General features: G+C 58.7%; 13 protein-coding genes. 5 read left to right on the top strand and 8 right to left on the bottom strand.

Annotated features, from left to right (window positions below):
- Window positions 1-46: 46 nt before the first annotated feature.
- Window positions 47-1,195 carry an alkene reductase gene (locus P3T22_RS23330; RefSeq protein ID WP_429326262.1) on the bottom strand — a complete coding sequence of 383 codons (1,149 nt, stop codon included), beginning with the start codon at window positions 1,193-1,195 and terminating at the stop codon, window positions 47-49.
- A 585-nt stretch (window positions 1,196-1,780) separates the two neighbouring features.
- Between P3T22_RS23330 and P3T22_RS23325 the strand changes: the two genes are divergently transcribed.
- The gene (locus tag P3T22_RS23325) at window positions 1,781-2,956 is read left to right on the top strand and encodes a porin (RefSeq protein ID WP_429326261.1); all 1,176 of its coding nucleotides are present in this window, start codon (window positions 1,781-1,783) and stop codon (window positions 2,954-2,956) included.
- Window positions 2,957-3,201: 245 nt separating this feature from the next.
- The gene (locus P3T22_RS23320; protein WP_429326260.1) at window positions 3,202-3,510 is read left to right on the top strand and encodes a DUF4148 domain-containing protein; all 309 of its coding nucleotides are present in this window, start codon (window positions 3,202-3,204) and stop codon (window positions 3,508-3,510) included.
- A gap of 42 nt (window positions 3,511-3,552) precedes the next feature.
- Here P3T22_RS23320 and P3T22_RS23315 read toward each other — a convergent pair whose 3' ends face one another.
- The 3 genes from P3T22_RS23315 to P3T22_RS23305 all read right to left on the bottom strand — a co-directional run bounded on the left by P3T22_RS23315 (window position 3,553) and on the right by P3T22_RS23305 (window position 8,899).
- The gene (locus tag P3T22_RS23315) at window positions 3,553-4,476 is read right to left on the bottom strand and encodes a LysR family transcriptional regulator (RefSeq protein WP_063500724.1); all 924 of its coding nucleotides are present in this window, start codon (window positions 4,474-4,476) and stop codon (window positions 3,553-3,555) included.
- A gap of 604 nt (window positions 4,477-5,080) precedes the next feature.
- Window positions 5,081-7,273 (bottom strand): penicillin-binding protein 1A, encoded by a 2,193-nt coding sequence (locus P3T22_RS23310; protein ID WP_429326259.1) that lies wholly within the window; start codon window positions 7,271-7,273, stop codon window positions 5,081-5,083.
- Between the two features lie 447 nt (window positions 7,274-7,720).
- Window positions 7,721-8,899, bottom strand: coding sequence for a tyrosine-type recombinase/integrase (locus P3T22_RS23305; protein ID WP_429326258.1), 1,179 nt, complete (start codon window positions 8,897-8,899; stop codon window positions 7,721-7,723).
- Window positions 8,900-9,060: 161 nt separating this feature from the next.
- Here P3T22_RS23305 and P3T22_RS23300 point away from each other — a divergent pair, with 161 nt between their 5' ends.
- Both P3T22_RS23300 and P3T22_RS23295 read left to right on the top strand, forming a co-directional pair.
- Window positions 9,061-10,083, top strand: coding sequence for a DNA-binding protein (locus P3T22_RS23300; RefSeq protein WP_429326257.1), 1,023 nt, complete (start codon window positions 9,061-9,063; stop codon window positions 10,081-10,083).
- 218 nt (window positions 10,084-10,301) lie between these two features.
- Window positions 10,302-13,301, top strand: coding sequence for a DEAD/DEAH box helicase (locus P3T22_RS23295; RefSeq protein ID WP_429326256.1), 3,000 nt, complete (start codon window positions 10,302-10,304; stop codon window positions 13,299-13,301).
- Window positions 13,302-13,702: 401 nt separating this feature from the next.
- On the opposite strand, the gene P3T22_RS23290 is transcribed toward P3T22_RS23295, so the two are convergent.
- Together P3T22_RS23290 and P3T22_RS23285 are read right to left on the bottom strand one after the other, a co-directional pair.
- The gene (locus P3T22_RS23290) at window positions 13,703-15,499 is read right to left on the bottom strand and encodes a UvrD-helicase domain-containing protein (protein ID WP_429326255.1); all 1,797 of its coding nucleotides are present in this window, start codon (window positions 15,497-15,499) and stop codon (window positions 13,703-13,705) included.
- Between the two features lie 2 nt (window positions 15,500-15,501).
- Window positions 15,502-17,643, bottom strand: a complete 2,142-nt coding sequence (locus P3T22_RS23285) for an ATP-dependent nuclease (protein ID WP_429326254.1) — start codon at window positions 17,641-17,643, stop codon at window positions 15,502-15,504.
- A 446-nt stretch (window positions 17,644-18,089) separates the two neighbouring features.
- On the opposite strand from P3T22_RS23285, the gene P3T22_RS23280 reads away from it, so the two are divergent.
- Window positions 18,090-18,437, top strand: coding sequence for a DUF2958 domain-containing protein (locus P3T22_RS23280; RefSeq protein WP_429326253.1), 348 nt, complete (start codon window positions 18,090-18,092; stop codon window positions 18,435-18,437).
- Window positions 18,438-18,461: 24 nt separating this feature from the next.
- Here P3T22_RS23280 and P3T22_RS23275 read toward each other — a convergent pair whose 3' ends face one another.
- Both P3T22_RS23275 and P3T22_RS23270 read right to left on the bottom strand, forming a co-directional pair.
- A complete protein-coding gene (locus tag P3T22_RS23275) occupies window positions 18,462-18,797 on the bottom strand; it encodes a hypothetical protein (RefSeq protein WP_429326252.1) in 336 nt (111 codons plus the stop codon).
- Window positions 18,798-18,862: 65 nt separating this feature from the next.
- On the bottom strand, window positions 18,863-19,564 hold the full coding sequence (locus P3T22_RS23270; protein WP_429326251.1) for a hypothetical protein: 702 nt from the start codon (window positions 19,562-19,564) through the stop codon (window positions 18,863-18,865).
- Window positions 19,565-19,830: the final 266 nt, after the last annotated feature.

The raw sequence follows: 19,830 nt of genomic DNA, 5'->3' as shown, positions 1-19,830 counted from the left end.
AGCTTCGCCTCGCTGCGCGAACCGGCGGCGTCAGCATTGCGGATGCTCAGACCAGACTGGCGGCGCTCAGGGTCTCGTCGTCGGACTCGGCTGTCTGCGACCGGCTGGGATAGTCTGTGTAGCCGCGCTCGTCGCCGCCGAACAGCGTATTGCCGTCAAAGCTGGCGAGCGGCAGGTCATTGGCAAGCTGGTGCGGGAAGTCGGGATTGGCCACGAATGGGCGGCCGAAGGCAACCAGGTCCGCATAGCCATTCGAGATGACCCACTCAGCGCGCGCCTTGTCGTAGTTGCCCGCGACGATGATCGGGCGCGTGAAGCGGGTGCGGATTGCCTGGCGGAATTCCTCGGTGAATTGCGGAGCGTCGTCCCAATCGGCCTCGACCAGATGAAGGTAGGCAATGCCGCGCGCCTCAAGAAACTCGCTCGCTTCCAGGATGGTAGGCAAGACGTCGGGGCAGGCCATGCCGCGCGCGGTCAGGAACGGTGCAAGCCGGATCGCGGTGCGCCCGGCGCCGACCTCGTCGGCCACCGCATTGACGACTTCCTTCAGGAAGCGCAACCGGTTCTCGCGCGAACCACCGTATTCATCTGTCCGCACGTTGGACGTTGTACGCAGGAACTGATCGACAAGGTAGCCATTGGCACCATGAATCTCGACACCGTCGAAGCCCGCCTTCATCGCATTACGGGCAGCTTCCCGGAAGCTTTCGACAATACCCTTGACTTCGACCGTGGTCAGCGCACGCGGCGTTGGACAGTCCACCATGGCACCCACGCCAGTGGTCGGGTCGACCTTCCAGATCTGACCGTCGAACGGTACCGCCGAGGGGGCAACGGGCAACGCACCATCATGAAAGTCCGGATGCGACATGCGGCCCACGTGCCAGAGTTGCAGGAATATCCGGCCACCGGCGGCGTGAACCGCGTCGGTCGTAAGGCGCCATCCAGCGATCTGCTCGGCGCTGTAGACACCCGGCGTGAACGAATACCCCTTGCCTTGCGGCGAGATCTGCGTGGCCTCAGTCACGATCAGCGCAGCCGACGCGCGCTGCGCGTAGTAGCGCGCATTCATTGCGTTGGGCACGTCACCCGGCTGGGTGCTCCGTGCCCGCGTCATCGGCGCCATGGCGACGCGGTGGGGAAGTTCATGGCCGGCGACGGCCACAGGCGTAAAGAGCGACGTAGAGTTGGACACGGTGAATCTCCGAGATAGTTAGCGAAGTCGAGGAACGTTGCCTGATCGCACGCGATTCCTTCAAATGCTCCAGCTTCATGACCCACGGGACAGGGCCGCTGATCTGTGCACATTCTGCTAATCTCGCCGCCATTTGATAATTGGCGTGGGTTTTGAAGCACCTTCAAATAAAACGGAAATATCGTGGGCAACCCTGGATCCCAGACCCCTGCTAATGGTCCGGAACGGTGAGCGGTGGACTTCGCGTCGTTGAAAGTATTGTGTCGCTTAATTCACTTTTTATATGACAGCTCGGCGGCCACAGAAATAAAAAGCAGTCCTTCTCCATTCCCTGCCGCCTCTGCATCGGCAATGCCTCGCGCTCAAGGCAGCGCAGCGCATCAAGACCCAACTGACAGGTCGTCATCCTTCACATATAATTGTCAGACCATTTACACATACCTTTCCGACACAGCAAATAAACAACACTCCATAACAAATATCTGTGCCTCAGTAAAATGACAAGCTACGCTCCCATTCACGGTTTTATTGTTAGAGCCCGGGAATAATCTTCCCGGTCCGCTCACCAATTACTGTGGATTACTAATGAAAAAAATACTCATTTCCAGCGCCATTGGCGCACTTTTCGCTGCTGCGGCGTCGTCGGCGTTCGCACAAAGCTCGGTCACGCTGTACGGCATCGTCGATGAAGCCATCCGGTATCAGACGAATGCTGGCCCGGGTGGCAAGGACCAGGTCGCCATGACGTCCGGCCCGGAAACCCACAGCCGCTGGGGCTTGAGGGGCAGTGAGGATCTGGGGGACGGCTGGTCCGCAATCTTCCGCCTCGAAAACGGCTTCGAAGCCTTCAATGGGCAACTACACGTCCCCGGCACACTGTTCAGTCGACAAGCTTTCGTGGGGCTGTCGAACAAAACGTGGGGCTCGCTGACTTTCGGTAGGCAATATGCGCCGGCCTACGACACCTTGGGCGATATCTTCGACCCGCTGACCGTTGGCAACTATTGGCAAAACAGCTGGATGTACAACGGCATCGGGCCTTACCTCGAAGTCAACAACTCGGTCAAGTACAAGGGCAGCTTCGATGGCCTGGCGGTCGATGCCCTTTACGGCTTAAGCAACCAGTCGGGCGCGCTCGGTCTCGGCGCCACCTATGCCGCCGAACTGACGTACACGTACGGCCCTGCCATGCTCAACGCAGGCTTCCAGCAGGTCTCCGTGCCGACATCTGCGACCGGCTCGTCGGTCGGCACCAGTGTCGGCAGCGCAATCAATGGCGCCAAGACCAACTTCCTGCACATCAGCGGCGCGTATCAGGTCACCCATGACGTCCGCCTGCTGGCCGGCTGGCTGCGGGGGCAGGACCGGACTGGTTTGACCGACAGCTACATGCAGCAATCTGGCGCGCCGACACTGAAGGGTGGCAGCCCCAACCGTATCGACAACACTTATTACGTCGGTGCGAACTGGCAAGCCATCGCTCCGCTGCTGTTCACGTTCGCCTACTACTACGGACAGACGCGCAATGCTGAACTGCTCGACGGCTCGCTCGGCCGGGGGGTGAACCAATCGGCTACCGTTCTCGCCGAATACTCGTTCACGAAGCGCACGGAAGTCTACGCGATCACGGACTTCGCGCGCGGCACAGGCGCCTTCTCCGCCGACTACCCGGGCGGGGTCAACGGCGAGGGCGTTCCGACCAACACCACTGGCCGGACCAATCAAGTGGGCGTGGCAATCGGACTTCGCACGATGTTCTAAAGACGCGTTCATACCCTCCGACGTGGACCTCGCGTCGGAGGTGCACGGGCCATCATTTGCGCATGTTGTTTGGCCCTTCGAGCCTTTCCCCAGTCATCACTGCCAATCAGGGTTAACCCAAATCTGGTAACGGTCCCCTCCAGACACCGGGCTTAATCTTAAGCGTGCATCTACCTAGACTGTCGTTACTGATTACGAACAGGGCTGTTCGTAGAAGGTCAAGACAAAGTCTGGAGGTAGTAACCATGAAATCCCTGATTCAAGCCGTTGTTGTTGCCGCTGCGCTCGCTGCTCCCATTGCCGTGTTCGCCCAATCAAATCAACCTGTCACCCGCGCACAGGTACGCGCTGAACTGGTCCAGCTCGAAAAGGCTGGCTACAGTCCGTCCCGTGGCGAAGATCCCAACTATCCGGCCGACATTCAGGCTGCCGAAGCCAAGGTTGCGGCACAGAACAGTGCCGTAGGTGGTGTAGCAGACGGTTCGTCGCAGTCGGGTCGTGCGACTGACACTGCGGTGTCTACGTATTCGCCCCGGATCTACACTGCGCACTAAACTAAGCCAGGCAGGCGGGCGTGTAAGGCCCGAAGGCGCCGGTCAGCCGGCAAGCAGTGCTTTGTCGCGTGCAATGACTTCTGGCAAGTAGGTGCGCAGGAAGTCGACCCACGTCCGTGTCTTCGCATCGAGGAACCTGCGCGAAGGGTAGAGCGCGTAAATATTCATGTTCTGCAACGTGTGATGGGGCAGCACGCGAACCAATGTGCCGTCGCGCAGACCGTGGACGGCGGCATACAACGGCAGCATGCCGATACCCATTCCTTCACGAATGGCGACCATAAGCGATTCGGCGATATTCACCTGCAAGGGGCCGCGAACCAGAATCAATTCGCTGCCACCGGGGCCTTCGAGCAACCACTCGTGCGGCGGAAAAGCAGGCGTGTTCAATGTCAGGCATTCATGTCGCGCCAGATCGCCCGGTTTCTCGGGGGTGCCCCGCGAACGCACGTAGTGCGGTGAAGCGCACAGGATGTTGTACGTCGAGCCGAGCAGGTGAGAAACCATCTCCGAGTCAGAAAGCGAAGGAGCCGTGATGACGGCTACATCGCTGCATCCTCCAAACAGATCAGGCGCGCTCTGCGACATGGTGAGTTCGATCGACACCTCCGGGTGCTGGGCACGGTATCTTGTGATCGCCGGCAGTACATACTGCTGCCCAATGCTCGCGAAACTGAACATTCGCAACGTGCCGACAGGGCGGTCGTGAGCGCCGCTTGCCTCCTCCTCTGCCTTGTCGAGATCGGCGAGGATTTGCTGGCAGGACTGCAGATAACGCTCGCCAGCGGGCGTGAGGGCTAGACGGCGCGTCGAACGGTTCAGCAGGCGGATTCGCAGGCGGGCTTCGAGTTCTGATACCGCGCGAGACATGGCGCCGGTCGTCGAGTCGAGTGATTGAGCCGCGGCGGTGAAACTGCCCGCATCGACGACCTTGGCGAACACCCGCATATTTTGTAGCGTGTCCATAACACCTTCACGTTTGAAAAGAGCGATCTTCGTACCAATCAGCCAAACCGGTCGGGTTGCGGGCACAACCTGGCAGCGCGCCGCAAGCCGAAGCAATGCCATGAAAAGCTGCATCATGGTGGCTCTCGTTATTGCGTGACCGTTCCGATTCGGAAGCAGTGACGATGTCGGCTGGAATTCCGGATTGACCCGCAGCCATGCCCGTACCGCCTTCACGGTAGAGCGCCAAAGCGGCACACTGCGCTGCTTGCGTCCTTTACCGCGCAATGAATGCAGGCAGAACTGTCATCAAGGACCACATCCGCGACTTAGCGACAATCCTTTTCAATACGTTGTTACTCAGCAGTGTTCGGGGAATTCCGTCTCACGCGCAAAAAGCAGTATGCAAGCACATTTCACCAAATGCAAAGAGAGCTTTGCCCATGTGCCGCAACGGATCGTTTCGACATCGCAAGGCGCCAAGCTTGCGCGGTTAGGGGTGTAGGCTTCGGTCGAGCGATCCAGATCGGGAAATCGGTCAGCGTGCTACTACCGGCCGCCTTGGATTGAGATGCTGCGTCGGCGGCACCGGCGAATGCGAATGTCGCGTCCGCCAGCGACGACATCAGAAGCCCCAGAAGAGGAAGTGTCGATGCCGTCGCGCATGGACCGTGCGGGGTGATCGGATCTCGGGGCCGAGCTGTGCATCCGGATCAATGACCCTCGCGCGCAGCGCCATGTCATAGAACGCGCCCACCATCGGTAAGGCGCTGTGCGCGCCCTCGCCCCAATAGTCGTTGCCGAGCGTCACACGTGCATCGTCGAAACCTACCCATGCGCCTGCAACCAGTTGCGAATGCATCAGGATGAACCAGCTATCCGTGTTGTCCTGCGTCGTGCCCGTCTTGCCGGCCACGTCGGCGCGAATCCCGAAGCGCGTCCGGATGCCTGCGCCGGTGCCCCGGTTAACGACGTCGCGCATCACGTCGACGAGCGTTTGCGCGGCGCCAGCGGGCAGTGCCTGTTCCGGCAATGCGCTCGCGAATTCGGCGAGCACCTTGCCGTCGTGATCCTCGATGCGCGTGACCATGCGCGGTTCGAGATAGGCGCCGCGGTTCGCGATCGTGCTGTACGCCGAGACCATTTCCTTGAGCGTGACGGGGCTCGTACCGAGCGCGAGCGACGGCACCGCTTCGAGCGGACTTTCGCGCACGCCCATCGCACGCGCGAGCCGTGCGACCTTCTCGGGGCCTTCCTTTTGCATGAGCTGAGCCGTGACACGGTTGCGCGAATACACAAGCGCGTCGCGCAGCGTCATCGGTCGGCCTGTCGGCGGTTCCGCGTCGGTAGGACGCCAGCTCGCATGCCCGGTCAGCGGAATGGCGACGTTCCGGTCGACGATCGTATCATTCGGGTGCGCGCCGTCCGCAAAAGCCGCGCCGTAGACGAACGGCTTGAACGTCGAACCCGGCTGGCGCCGCGCCTGCTGCACGTGATCGAACGGCTCGTCACGGAAGTCGCGGCTGCCGACCCATGCCTTGATATCTCCGTTGCGCGGATCGATCGCGACAAACCCCGCCTGGATCTGCGTCTTGCTCCGGCAGAGCGCGCGGACGAACGTGGGGTTCGTGCCGAGCTTCCTGAGCGCTGCCGGATCCGATTGACCAGCATCGCGTGCGGCGCGGTAATCGGGCGTCTGCCGGATGAATGCCTGGAACAGGTCGTTGCCCGGCCAGCAGCCCGTGCGTTCGTTCCACGCGTCGTTCGCGATCGATTGCAACTGGTTCGTCTGCCAGTCCATCGCCTGCGTCGCCATCGCCTGCAGGCGGGAATCGATGGTCGTGCGCACGACCAGCCCGTCGGCATAGATGTTATAGCCATTGCGATCGGCCCATGCGATCAGCCATTTGCGCAATTGCGCCGAGAAATGAGGCGCGGCGCCCGGTGGCGCGCTCTGCAACTCGAAATCGACGTTAAGCGGTTGTCGCGTCAACCAGCTGTAAGCGTCGCCCTTGAGCTTCCCGTACTTGTTCATCTGCCCGAGCACTGTGTTTCGCCGTTGCAACGCGCGCTCGGGATTGAGCACCGGGTTGTAGGTGCTGTTGGCCTTTAGCATGCCGATGAGCGTCGCGCTTTCGAGGATGTCGAGTTGATCGGCCGATTTGCCGAAGTAGGTGCGTGCGGCCATTTCCACGCCGTAGGCGTTGTACAGGAACGGCACCGTGTTCAGGTACGTCTCGAGGATCTGATCCTTGCTGTACACGGCTTCGATCTTGAACGCCGTGATCGCTTCTTTAAGCTTGCGCGTGAGGGTCGGCGCGCGGCCGATTTCGTCGGGATACAGGTTGCGGGCAAGCTGCTGCGTGATCGTCGAGCCTCCTTGCCGGTCGCCGGAGAACGTATGCAGCGCGGCCGACGCCGTGCGCTTCCAGTCGATGCCGTGATGCTCGTAGAAGCGGCGGTCTTCGGTCGCTATCAATGCATCCACCATGTACGGCGAGATCTGTTTGAGCGACACCCACTCGCGATTGACTGGCTTGAATTCATCGAGCAGTTTGCCGTCGGCCGACACGATCACCGCTGGCCGATCGATGCGGGCTTTGCGGATGTCGCCGATACCCGGCGTAAACGGCACGAGCGCAAGCACGTACAGCAGGAAGAACGCCGGGAACGCGGCGACTGTCAGCGCGATGCCCCGTCGCGTTGGGTGGCGAAGGCGACGCAGAGCACGGTTAACGTCGAGTCTGGCCTTCGTGCTGCCGGCGGCGGCCAGCGGTTGGATGCGGGCGAGCCACCGTGCGTAACGTTCACGAAACAACGATAAATATCGGCGATTCACGGTGGCGGGGCGTTGGCGGAAAAGCCGGGATCGTAGCAAAACGGAACGGCGCTTCCGTCGTCAAAACAGGGTTGCGGCGCACGGCATTAACAGATGATTACATTTGTTTCGTGTGGACAACGTTCGCTGCCTATCGCCCGGTTTTGCGGTGGCCCTTTTCCCGCGATCGGGCCGCGGAAATATGGTCGAACGCGATTGCATCAGGCGCGAAGACGGAGGCACGCCTCATATGCATCACCTGCTGAGAATGCCGATCCGGGGATCAGCAGGCTGAGCGCCTTCTTCATGACCAGGGCGAGTCTCCGAGGCAAGGCCGGCATCAGGTCGATGCAGGACGTTGACTTCACGCGGAAGCGGTCATTCACTGGCGGTCATGAGTCAGGCAGGGCCAATGGCCGCAAAAAGGCCGAACTTCAGCCGTCTGGACTACCAGTCAATGCGGTGCTTTTCATCGGTTTCACGATGACGACGATCGTCGTCCACGTGAAGATACTGACTGGTGGTCGTGAGCGACGCATGCCCGAGATTGTCACGCACGAGCCGCAAGTCGACCTGCTGGTCCGCCATATGCGACCCTGCGCTGTGCCGCAGCCAGTGCGCCGAAGCCTGTTCGAGCAGGTCGGCGCGCTGCGCATATTCTTCACCACGTGCCCGCAGCGCCTGCGCCGCACCACTGAAAACCTGCTTGACGATACGGTGCAGCGCCGCGCGCGTCAGCGGTTTGAGCAACTGGCCGATTGGCAATACCAGGGGCGTGTCTTCGTCCGGCGAAGGTAGTGCCGACAGCCCACGTTCACGCCGATACGCGCCCAACTCCGCGATCATTTCTGCGGTAGCCGGCACCAGCCGTTCCTTGCCGCCTTTGCCTAACACTTCAAGCCACCAGCGATCCTGACCATTCTCGTCACGACGGCAGAAAAACCGGCCCATCGTGTTTTCACCCACTTCTGCAATCCGCAGGCCACCCAGATAGAGCAAAGTGAACAGCCAGCGCACGCGTGCGTGGTGTTCACGCTCGCGGTCTGTTTCCGCGGGCATGCCTTGAATGAACGTTTTGACTTCGAGCCACAACTCGGGCGACAGATACCGGACGATCCGCGGCTTGACCCGGCGCGCGCGCTGACGTGATAGCGACAGCGGATTGCCGGCCAGATAGCCCGCCTGCACGAGCCACGCAAACATCACATTGAGAATCACCATGGCCTGCCGTTGGCTCGACACGGAAAGCGGGCCATAGAACGGTCTCCAGCGCGTGTCGTTGCGCGGATGCTTACGACCGCCGTTGGCAGTCCAACGCTCACTGGGTTGCGGATCGGCCAGAAAGTGCTGATAGTCCAGCAGGTCCTCGTGGGTCAGCGAGGAGAGCGGCTTGCCCATCTGGAGGACGGACCAGAGCAGCAGCCGCTCCGCTTCCTTGCGGTAGTTGTCGAAAGTCGTTTTCGTGTCGACGAAGCGGGCAAGCCACGCGCGGATTGCGTCGAGATCGTGGCGGGCGGCGATCTGGGCGATGCCGCTTCTCGCGCGATTATTGCCTGCGCTGCCGTCCAGTGCAGGCGGGATGGTCAGCGTTTCGATGGGCTGCGGAGGGAGCAGCAGGGCAGTCATTAGGGTGTTTTGAAGTTGATCGGGGTGTCGTGCGTTTGCTGGAGGCAACGACATGCGCAATATAGACATTATAGCCGTAATGTCAAATTACGCTGCTTCACATGTTAGATATTTTCCGGTTTACGTTATATTATTTACTAAATTCATCAAAAACCCAGCCCATGTCCGACGTTCAGCCCGATGAAGCCCGCCTTGTCACCGAAATCAACCGGCTGAAGGCCGCATTCCCGAAGACCCGCGATCTGTACCGCGAGGCCTGCGCGCTGCTGTTCTTCCGCTTCGGCATTACGCCGACCGCGAACCGGCTCTACCAACTGGTGAAGCGCGGCAGCATGAGTACACCCACCCAGGTACTGGGCGAGTTCTGGACCGAACTGCGCGAGAAAAGCCGCGTGCGGATCGAGCATCCCGACCTGCCGGCGGACCTGCAGGCGGCCGCCGGCGAGCTGGTCGCGACGTTGTGGACACGCTCGACCGCGTCGGCGCAGGAGGCGCTCGACGCACTGCGGGCGGAGGTCGAAGTGGAGAGGGCCGCCGCGCAGAACGCGGTCACGTCGATGCAAGGCGAATTGGCCCGGACGGAAACCGCGCTCGAGCAGCGCACCGCTGCCTTGCTCGCTGCGCAGGTGCGCATCCAGGAGCTGGAGCAGGCGCAGGTAGCAGCGGAGGCAACGCTCCGGGCACTCGATGCAGAAATCGGGCGACAGCAGAAGGAGATCGGCGCGCGCGACCGGGCGCTGGTGCAGGCGCGGGCGGATTTTTCGGGTGAGCTAGAAAAGCTTCGGGCGGGTGCCGACCTGGCAGAAGAGCGATTACGGGCTGCCGAAAAGCGTGCGCTGCTTGAGATCGAGCGTGAGCGGATTGCCAGCGCGCGCCTCCAGAAGGACCTGGACGTAGCCGTGCGCAGGGCGGAACAGGGTGACACCCGGCACCGGCACGAAATCCAGGCGCTGCAGACCCAGCTGGGGGACGTGCGTCATCATGCCGGCGTCCTGGAGGGAAATCTGGAAGCGCTTCGTAGTTCGAACGCCATCTATGCCTCCGAACTCGATGCAGTGCGGCGACAACTCGCGACCGCCGCGGCCAACCAGTCGGCAGCGCAGAAGCGCCCGCGGCCTTCCGTCGAGCCCCGCAAACCTAGCCGTGCAGCGCCCAAAGTCCCCACGCGGAAGCGATCAGCCTGATGCCGGTCTTGCGCCTCACCGCCGCCCCGATTTTTCCGAGGGCGCGACGACAACTTGGGAATGTTTGCAGGCCGCATTGGTGAAGTGTGCGCGAAATTGCATCAGAATGGGCCCGGTTAGCCGCAATACAGAGATGCAATCGAAAGCTTAGTCATCAAGTCCGACCTGCCGGGCGACATGATCGAACAACTCTTAGCTCGAATCGGATAGGGGGCGGCGTGACGATCAAAGCAATCTTCGTCGGCATCAACAAACACCTTGATGCGACGATTCCCGAGCTGGGCGGGGCCCGCCGCGATGCGACCGCGTTGTGGGCGCTGTTCACCGACACGGTAGAAGGCCTGGCTGGCCGGCTGCTTGTCGATGAGGCCGCGACGCATGCAGAGGTATCACACGCGATCCTTGGGACGCTGTCGGCCGCTGGTCCGGATGACGTCGTCGTCATCACCTTCGCGGGACACGGTTCTCCCGATGGAAACTTGATCCTGTTCGATACCAACGCAGCCGATCTCACCAGCACAGGTCTGTCGATGGCGGGCCTGGCCGACGCCTTCAAGGCGACGAAGGCTCGTGCGGTGCTGTGCGTGCTTGACTGCTGCTTCAGTGGGCAGGCACCTGCACGCGTGCTGGAGACTGCCGCACGCCCGCGGAGTGCATTTGCGCTGACTGGAATTTACGGAGAAGGGCGCATCCTGCTTGCCGCCTGTGCAACCAACGAATCTGCCTGGGAGCAGCCGGGCACCGGACACGGACTGCTCACGCATGCAGTGATCGAGGCGTTGACGAGTGCAGTCGGCGACTCGGTCAGCTTTCCGGAAATCGCCGGCGAGATCATTCGACTGGCGCGTGTTGAGGCCGAGCGCATCAGCGTGACGCAAACGCCTGTATTCCTCGGCAACGTACAGGGTGGTCTCGTATTTCCGGCGCTCAAGCGCGGTGACAACTACGCTGCTGCGTTCCCGGCCAGAGCGGTGCAGCAAATGTCGGGATCGTTTGCTGAATTTTCCGCTCACGGCTTTCCGCCGGAAATCGTCGATCGGTGGACGACGGACTTCCCGCGAGGCCTCAACGCGCTGCAACTCAAAGCGGTCAACGAACACGGCGTACTCGCCGGCAGATCGTTGCTCGTAGTCGCGCCGACCAGTTCGGGTAAGACCATGATCGGCGAGTTGGCTGCAATTCAGGCGGTCACAGCCGGAAAGAAGGCGGCATTTCTGCTGCCGTATCGGGCGCTGGTCAACGAGAAGTTCGAGGAGTTCAGCGAACGATACGGACCCGCAGGGTTGCGCGTCGTTCGGTGCAGCGGTGATGCAACAGATGGCATTGGTCCCGTTTTGGCAGGGCGTTATGACCTGGGTTTCTTCACCTATGAAACTTTTCTCAATCTAGCGCTCGGCTCGCCGCGCCTGCTCAACCAGCTCGGCCTCGTCGTACTTGACGAGGGGCAGTTCATCACTGACCCGAATCGAGGTATTACGGTCGAGCTGATCTTCGCGCTCCTGCTGCGGGCGCGTCAGCGCGGCATCGAACCGCAACTTGTGATCCTGTCGGCGGTCATTGGCAACCTCAACAGCTTTGATCGCTGGCTTGATCTGCCCTTGCTGATGTCCCGCGAGCGTCCTGTGCCCTTGGTCGAGGGTGTCCTTGATCGACGCGGGACGTTCCAATTCGTTGATGCGGACGGCACCACCAAGACCGAAGCTCTGTTGCCGGCGCATCGAATCGTGCAGCGTCGCGATAAGCCCAGCTCGCAGGACGTAATCGTGCCGCTGGTCCAGCAACTGGTCGCACAGGGTGAAAAGTTGCTGGTCTTCCGCAACATGCGTGGTCCGGCACAGGGCTGCGCCAAATACTTGTCCAAGGAATTGGGCGTGGGTCCCGCGACTACCGTCCTGAGCGCGCTGCCGACCCAGGATCTGACCGGCGCCTCGCAGGATCTGCGGGAATGCCTTGCGGGGGGTACTGCGTTCCACAACACCAACCTCTTGAGCGCGGAGCGGGAAGCCGTCGAAAAAGGTTATCGCGACGCTGGCGGCGGTATACATGCGCTGGTGGCCACGACGACGCTGGCTGCCGGCATCAACACCCCGGCATCTACGGTGATCCTCGCCGAGAATGAGTTCGTCGGTGAGGACGGCCGGCCATTCACCGTCGCCGAGTACAAGAACATGGCAGGACGGGCGGGACGGCTCGGATACAACGAGACCGGCAAGGCCATCATCCTCGCCGACACGCCTATGGAACGCGCGCAGCTATTCCAGAAGTACGTGCTCGGCGCGCCGGAAGACGTGAAGTCATCGTTTCAGCAGCGTGACCTGCCAACCTGGACGCTGCGCTTGCTTAGCCAGGTTCGGGGCGTGCGTGCCACCGAAATTCCTGGCCTCGTGGTCAACACGTTCGGTGGCTACTCTGCATCACGTGCGAATCCGCAATGGATCGCGATGGTGGAGCATGAAGTCACCGCTTTGGTCGAGCGCCTGTTGCAGGCCGGGCTGGCCGAGCGCGAGGGCGAGTTGATCCACCTGACCTTGCTCGGACGCGCCTGCGGCGCTTCGTCCTTGTCGTTTGAATCGAGCCTGCGGCTGGTCGAGTTGATGAAACAACTGAACGCCGCACAGACGTCGCCCACCCAGGTGCTGGCGATGGTGCAGGTCCTCGACGAGATGGATGCGATCTACACACCGGTCATGAAGCGGGGCCGGTCGGAGAGCGTGCGTGCCAATGATGTGGCGCAGCGTTATGGCCATCCGATGACTCAGGCACTGCAACGATATTGCCGGGACGAGATTGAGTTCTGGTGCCGATGCAAGCGCGCGGCGCTTTTGTACGACTGGATCGAGGGCACCCCCGTCGATGTGTTGGAGAAGCGGTTCTCGACGACGCCCTTCGGAGGCGCCATCGGATACGGAAACATCATCGGTATCGCCGACGCAACCCGCTTTCACCTGCGCTCGACGCATCAAATCCTGTCGGCACTGTTCCCGGATCAGCCCACGTTCTTGGCGGGACTCGACGAAGTCCTGCAGCGGCTCGAATTCGGCCTTCCGGCTGATGCGCTGCCGCTCACAAACTTGCCGCTCTCTCTGACCAGAGGGCAGTACCTCGGGCTCTTCAACGCCGGATGCTTGACACCGGAAGCCGTGAACGACTTGAGTGAAGAGAAGCTCGAAGCATGCATTGGTCCAAATGGCGCGTCGCTGTTGAGGCCTCAAGCATGAACACCTTGGTCCTGCTTTGGGAAATGAAATTTTTGGATAGACACGTCGCCACCATCGCGTCGCGGTCACGAATGGAGTCAACGTGATGAGCGACTAGGGGGACGATCTGCCGCAGTTCCTGGCGGCGAATGGTGCGCCGGAAGGGAAGGGAACCGCCTTTCGGAAATTGCGGTAGCGCCTCGTAGGCTTCCGTCCTCGGCAAAGGGGGGACTGGCCGGCGTCGATGTCGGCTGCGCTGGATGCTTGCGATAGCTGTTCCACCTCGGACTCAATCAGCACGCTACATGGAGACGTGGTGAAGTTCAGTACCTTTCGGGACAACTTGCTGCGGCGTAGTGTGGCGAACTCGAGGGGAAGGTCGATGTCCGTCAGTCTCTGCCATCCGATCTCAACGTCGAACTCTATGGAACTTGATCGTAGTCGAACTTACACGCTGCCAGTTTTCGAGTCGCTGCGTATTCATTTCCGGAATATTGGGTGCGACCGCGTTCCGAAATAAGGTGCAAATTTTTCCGGGCGCGAGATCCGATGACGTAGAGCAACTTCATCGCGCTTTCTTGGCCGTTTGGATCGTTGAAGTGGGGCACCATATCTTCAAGAAGAGCGTAGGCGATCACAGTATCGAACTCAGCTCCTTTCACGCCGTGGATCGTTGAAATGGTTATCCCCGTACGGGTTTGAAAGACCTTTCTGAATGTCTCGATGGTCCCGATAAATTCGGTCCCTTCTTTTTTCAGGCGATCAATTCTGACTTGAGAGCTTTCAAAGAATGCTTTGTGGTGTTCTTGAAGTAGTGCGAAAAGCCGAAAATCTATGGTTAGGTTGGAGAACAGAGTTTCAAAGAATTTATGAAGATAGGTGAGTCCGTCACTCTCATCGATCTGGATTTTATTGCATTCTTTGAGTAGCGATTTTCTCGTGAGGCCGGAAGCGCTCACGCCGACGGTCTCAAGGTCATTCAGAATTTCCCCGGCCCATCGTAGTCTGCGCATATACATGCTCGGTGACGCTTGCGTCAAAGCAATCTTCGCAAGCTTGTACCAAAAATTCTCTGTGTCCCGAGCGAAGGGAACCATGCCTGGACCATCGAATGAATACTCGGGTATGCTGGCAACCAAGCGGCGCGTCATGCTTGCTAGATGCACCCACTGCGGCGCGAGTATGCAGACCTCGTGAGGAGCAATTCCCTTGGTCTGGATGTTGAAACGAATCAGTCGAATCAACTCATCTTCCAGATCTTCCTTGCTGACTGTCGAGTTAAAGGAGATTAGACTTTGATAGCCCTTGTCCTTAGACTCAGATTCGATCTTGGTTGCGTGGACGTTGAAGTTGCCAAAATATTCGATGACGCGCTCGGAAGAACGATAGTTCTTTGAAAGTTCGAGTTCGTCGATGTCGATTTCCGCCATAGCCTTGAAATCCTTATGGGCCATAGGGTAGCCGCCGAGCGTTTGGTAAATCGCCTGATTGGGGTCGCCAACAATCAGGGTTTTCGTTGCGCCTTGGCCGGCTTTCAGAATTGAAGTGATGATCGAATACTGGATTCGTTTGGTGTCTTGATACTCATCCACCAGAACGAAGGCAAACAATTTGCTCAAAATGGCACTAATGGCCGGGCGACTGGAAATTAACTGATAGGCGTAGAACAGAATTAGCTCGAAATCTATTTCTCTATTCTTACTTAAGGTGTTGAAATACCCTTCCAGTATCTTATGTAAACCATCATGCTTCCAGTCCTGCTGGCACGAAAGGATGTAACCAGTTTCGGTAAAATAGAAATCGCAGTCCCAGAAGGTAATTTTGGGTTTTTTGTACGGTTCGCACAACCTCTCTAATATCTTCTCGCGCTCATGTTGGTCGATGACGCGAAAGCCATGCTTCAGAGCATCGTGATAGATGCTATATGGTTTCAATATCCATTCCAGGCAAAAGGAGTGGATGGTGCCAATCCAAAGCTGGGACGTGTCTACCCCCAAATCCTCGATCCGTTCGTGAATCTCGTCAGCCGCACGATGCGTATAGGTGATGGCGATGATAAATTGTTTTTTCGACTCCAGCCGAGATAGCTCATACGCAATCTTGTAGGTCAGGGTCCGAGTTTTGCCGCTCCCCGGGCAGGCGACAAGAAATACACTGCCGGGGTGCAGGATTGCCGCTTCCTGCTCAGGGTTCAGATCGCCGTTATCCCACGTGAACATGATCAAAACACCTTGAGCACGTCATTGATGCGATCATCGGGAAATGCAGCAAGCACCTCGTTCCGGATGCCCACGAAGTCGATTTCCCCGTTCAAGAAGGCCGTTAGCTTTTGCCGGAACGCATTGCATTGTTCCGTGGTTGCGGCGGAAAAAATATCATCTTCTTGGAGCTTCAGCCGATAGCTCAGAATGTTGAACCAGACTTCCTTCTTGATTGCAGGGTGTGCGAAGGCAACGGCGCGGAGAATATATTCCGGGATGGCTGTGTCTGAATCGATTTTCTTGCCGAGTAGGATGGCGAGCCAGCCTTTGCCGTAGTTATCGGCAATCGTCAACACCCGCTGCCCGTAGAGCGCTACATCTGCGGATTCGAGGTCCGTCTTGGCTGTAGCGATGGTTGCCTTGTCCTTGTATACCTCGGGAAGAATGCCGACTACCTTTCTGGCGTTGCCCGCGGAAACGAAATCGACCTCAAATGTATGTGAAGCGAAGAACGATGAAATCCACGGATTTCCATTGAATGCCGCTTCCAATGCAGCTTTCCTCGCAATTCCCTTCTCCTGAGATGCTTGGTACTTCTTCTTGCGCTGCTGCGCCGCTTCGGACTCGCCGGCTACGAGGGTCGTGTCGATGATGGCCTTGTCGAGGTCGGTAACGATGCTGCACCGCTTCCGAATTCGATCGCTATGGAAAAGGGCAGCGACGTTCCGGAAGCCGGTGCTTCGTATATTAATGAGGCTGATGCCAAGTTCATCCAGGCTTACTCCAAGTACCTTTTTGATGAGTATCGGGATCAAAATCTCTTCGGCGTCGCCTTCGACCAAGACTACGCTTTTCGCGAATAGCAGGTTGCTGCGCACCGCATCCAAGTAGCGTTGGACGTTACCGATCTCTTCATTCGTAAGGCCTGCTGTCGGCTGATAGGCTTCGCATCGATCAGGCTCTCTGCCAAGGATGTTCATATTCTGAACATTGCTGACCTCTGAGATATGCGACGAGTGGGTCGAATAGATGATCTGCGTTTCGTCGTACTGGATGCGATCAAATAGCGTCTTTTGAATGTGTGTGTGAATGTGGGCTTCCGGTTCCTCAATCAACAGAAAGTTTGCTATCGACTGTTTGGCCTTCTGGTACTTGAATTCCAGTAGCTTCAAGGTAAGAAATATCAGATTGGCCCCACCCAGGCTCAGCTCGTGGATTGGCCCTTCATAGCCCTCTGTTGACTCCCCAACAAACAGCTTGAGCGACTGGAATAGTCTGTCGGCTTCATCGGGAAGATCGGATTTGATCGATAGAGAGGCGGGCGAGTACGCCTCGCCGGCGGCGTCCTTAATGGTGTCTCGTATGTCGGTGCGAACAACCTGGACATCCTGTAAGGACTCTATCGAGTCATTCAGAGCTTTCACCCCATCGGTGATGGCTTGAAAGGCCACGGGATCGATGTCACCGCTCTTAGCCTTCAGAAGCGATAGAAGAGGGTTTGTCCGGTTGTTGTGGAATTCAGATACTACGTCTCGCAGTGCTTGAACAAACGTGAAGGATATTTCCTTGGAAACGGACAGCACGCTCGGGATTTTAGCGCCGATGACAGGGAACTCAATCTCCTTACTGAATCTGGCGTTTTCGAAATCGCCAACGACTTCCTTATAAAATTTGTCGTCATTGAAGTCCGCCTCACTCCGACCTGTAAATATCGTCTCGTAGTCTTCGATGGATATTGAGCTTTGAATTGCAGCAAGACCGGCATGATCGCCATCATCCAGTTGGGACAGACTGAGGCGAATTTCTTTCTTGGGGCGGAAAATCAGGTTGTAAGTTGCTCGTCCGACAGCCTCGTCATCGACGATTCCGGCCCCATGACGGAACAGTGCTTGAACAGCTTCGTCGGCCGAGATTTCCTCAAATTCCAGGCTGATGATGACCCAATGTCCTTGCCATTTCTCTAGGCCACGATGGAAGTCAGTCGAATCCAAACGGTAGGCAGACCGCATCATGTTGTCATCGAGCAGTAGCCTGATCGCGCGGAATAGGTTGGTTTTCCCTGACCCATTCTCGCCAATGATGGTGTTGACGCCCTTGTTGAATAGGAGCTTGGTGTTCGCGAAATTTCTGTAATTGATCAGGCTGAGCTTGGAAATGTGCATGTAGGGCCCCGGTTTGGACGAGGCAAGTGCAATGCTGGATTGCCTCCTTAAATTCCGATCATGTTACAAGGTGTCGCTCGCTCTTGGTGCAGGAACTGTCAGGCGTGAGAGAGGAGCGCGCTGTTGTGTCGCTTTGCGCGTCTCGGCGTTCCGGCGTCGGGCTCGCGGGCGCCCCCCCCCCCGCGCCTCCTGGTGAGCCGCGGCCATTCGGCTTTGATCCCTGACGCCTCCGGCCCCTGCAGGCCTGCGCGCTCCGCTTGCCAGTGGAAGGCTGCAAAGGGGAGGGCAGTCTTGCTGTTCCCTTCACCGTATCACGGCGTTCTCACCGTCAAGGGCGGCGGCCCGATGGCGTTTGCGGCCGCGGCCGTCTGCAAGCACTGACGGCTTGCGCTGCGCCGTGCTGGCGACGGTTTCGGGCAATTCCGCCCGTGCAACCGGAGATCGCCATGAGCGCACTCATCACCCACGAACAACACTTCCTGCTGCTGGCCAATGGCCGCGAATCACTCCAGAACCCGGACTTCGATCCGGCGCCCGTGGTCAAGCTGTTCAGACCGGGCGCCGGCGCGACCTGGCTGCTGACCGAGATCGACCCGGACAATCACGACCACGCTTTCGGTTTGTGCGACTTGGGACTGGGGATTCCGGAACTCGACTGGGTCAGCTTGCGGGAGCTGGCAACCGTCCGCGGACGGTTCGGCCTGCCGATAGAGCGGGACTTGCACTTCCGCGCGGAGAAACGCTTGTGTGCCTACGCGCGCGACGCGCAGCTGGCTGGGCAGATTGTCGCGTGAGTGAAGGGGTTTCGGCCCCTTCTTTCATTGCACCTGTTCTTCGAGGTATTGGGCCATTTCCTCGAAGCCGCTCACCACGGTGCAGTCCAAAAACTTGTCCAGCCCGATTCTCTTGTCGGATAGGAGGTTCGCAAATTTTCTGTCCGTGAAAAGCGCATGGGCAACGGGGAGGGCGGATGCCGCTACCAAGAAGTCGTTGATATCTCCATTCTTATATCGGCGGTTCGGGTCAAACCGCATCAAGCCATACAGCGAGCTGAGGATGCGCATTGTCGGTAACGCGCGCGAGGAGGGTACCTGATTCCAGTGGTTCATCGCGTTCAAGGCATCCAGGGTGATTTCCTGAGGATTGAGCACCATGCCTTCATTGATGAACTATGCCTCGATGCCACCTTTTAGTTCAAAGAAGATACCCGTGTTGAGATTTACAATCTCGGACTGATGCTGGGTCTTTCCATCATTAAGATCTGCAATACCGCGCGAGTTGTCCCATTTCTCCCCGGTGCGCTGCCGGCAACGTCCAACTGGATGGAAAACGGAAGCTCGTACAGGGCATCAAAAAATGCCTTGTTGAACGTGGCTTCGTCCACCTGTGATTTGACGAAGCCAGGCAGCGAGATAGTCGGTATTCCCATCATTTCGATAGGGCTGCACAAGAAATCTTCCAGCCCCTCTGCTTCACCCAGCCTGTTCGTCCGCAGCATCTGCAGCTCGGAGCCGACACGATCATGGAAAGACGTGATGCAGAGCCCTTGGGAAAGCTCGTCAACCAGTTTTTTAAGCGCTTCTCGGGTGGCCGGATCGACCATCGAGTCCAATTCCAAGTACGTGGGGACACCGATGGGAAACGCGAAGTGTTCCGTTTGCACGGCTCGTTCGATACTCACGCCAAATGCCTTCATCGCCGCCGTCAGGGTGGCCTTGTTCTGCCGGTAGTCTGCTACGCATTTCCACGCGAGCGTGTCGAGATAAATCAGCTTGAACGAACTCGCACGGACGGCGTTATCTCGGCGTCGCTGCCTAACGTGGTCATGGAAGCTGACTTCGGGGTGCCCCCCATGCAGCTCAATGTAATGACTCAACCGAGTGGCTGATGCTCGGATGGCTGATTCGAGGGATGGTGACATGGATGTTCGATTTAGTCCCAGCTTGTTGGAGAAGGTGATTTTCCACTTGGCACAGTAAACGAGAATAATAAATTCGGAAAACCCGTGCGTCTCGCTTCGCGGATCGCGCCACTCCAGGTTCGCTATTCGCTCATCCCTGCGGGGACTGGCGTTCGCCAGCCTTACACATCGCCCGGATCAGGTTCAACGCGCGCTCGGCCACGCCGTCTGCAAGCTGGTAGTTGCTCGGGTGCCCACGATGGCGTGAGAGCAGCCCCGAAGCGCCC

It is taken from the genome of Paraburkholderia sp. GAS348 (assembly GCF_050434205.1).
Lineage (GTDB): Bacteria > Pseudomonadota > Gammaproteobacteria > Burkholderiales > Burkholderiaceae > Paraburkholderia.
The sequence above is the reverse complement of the archived record's forward strand: the minus strand, read 5'-3'. Positions and strand labels throughout refer to the sequence as shown.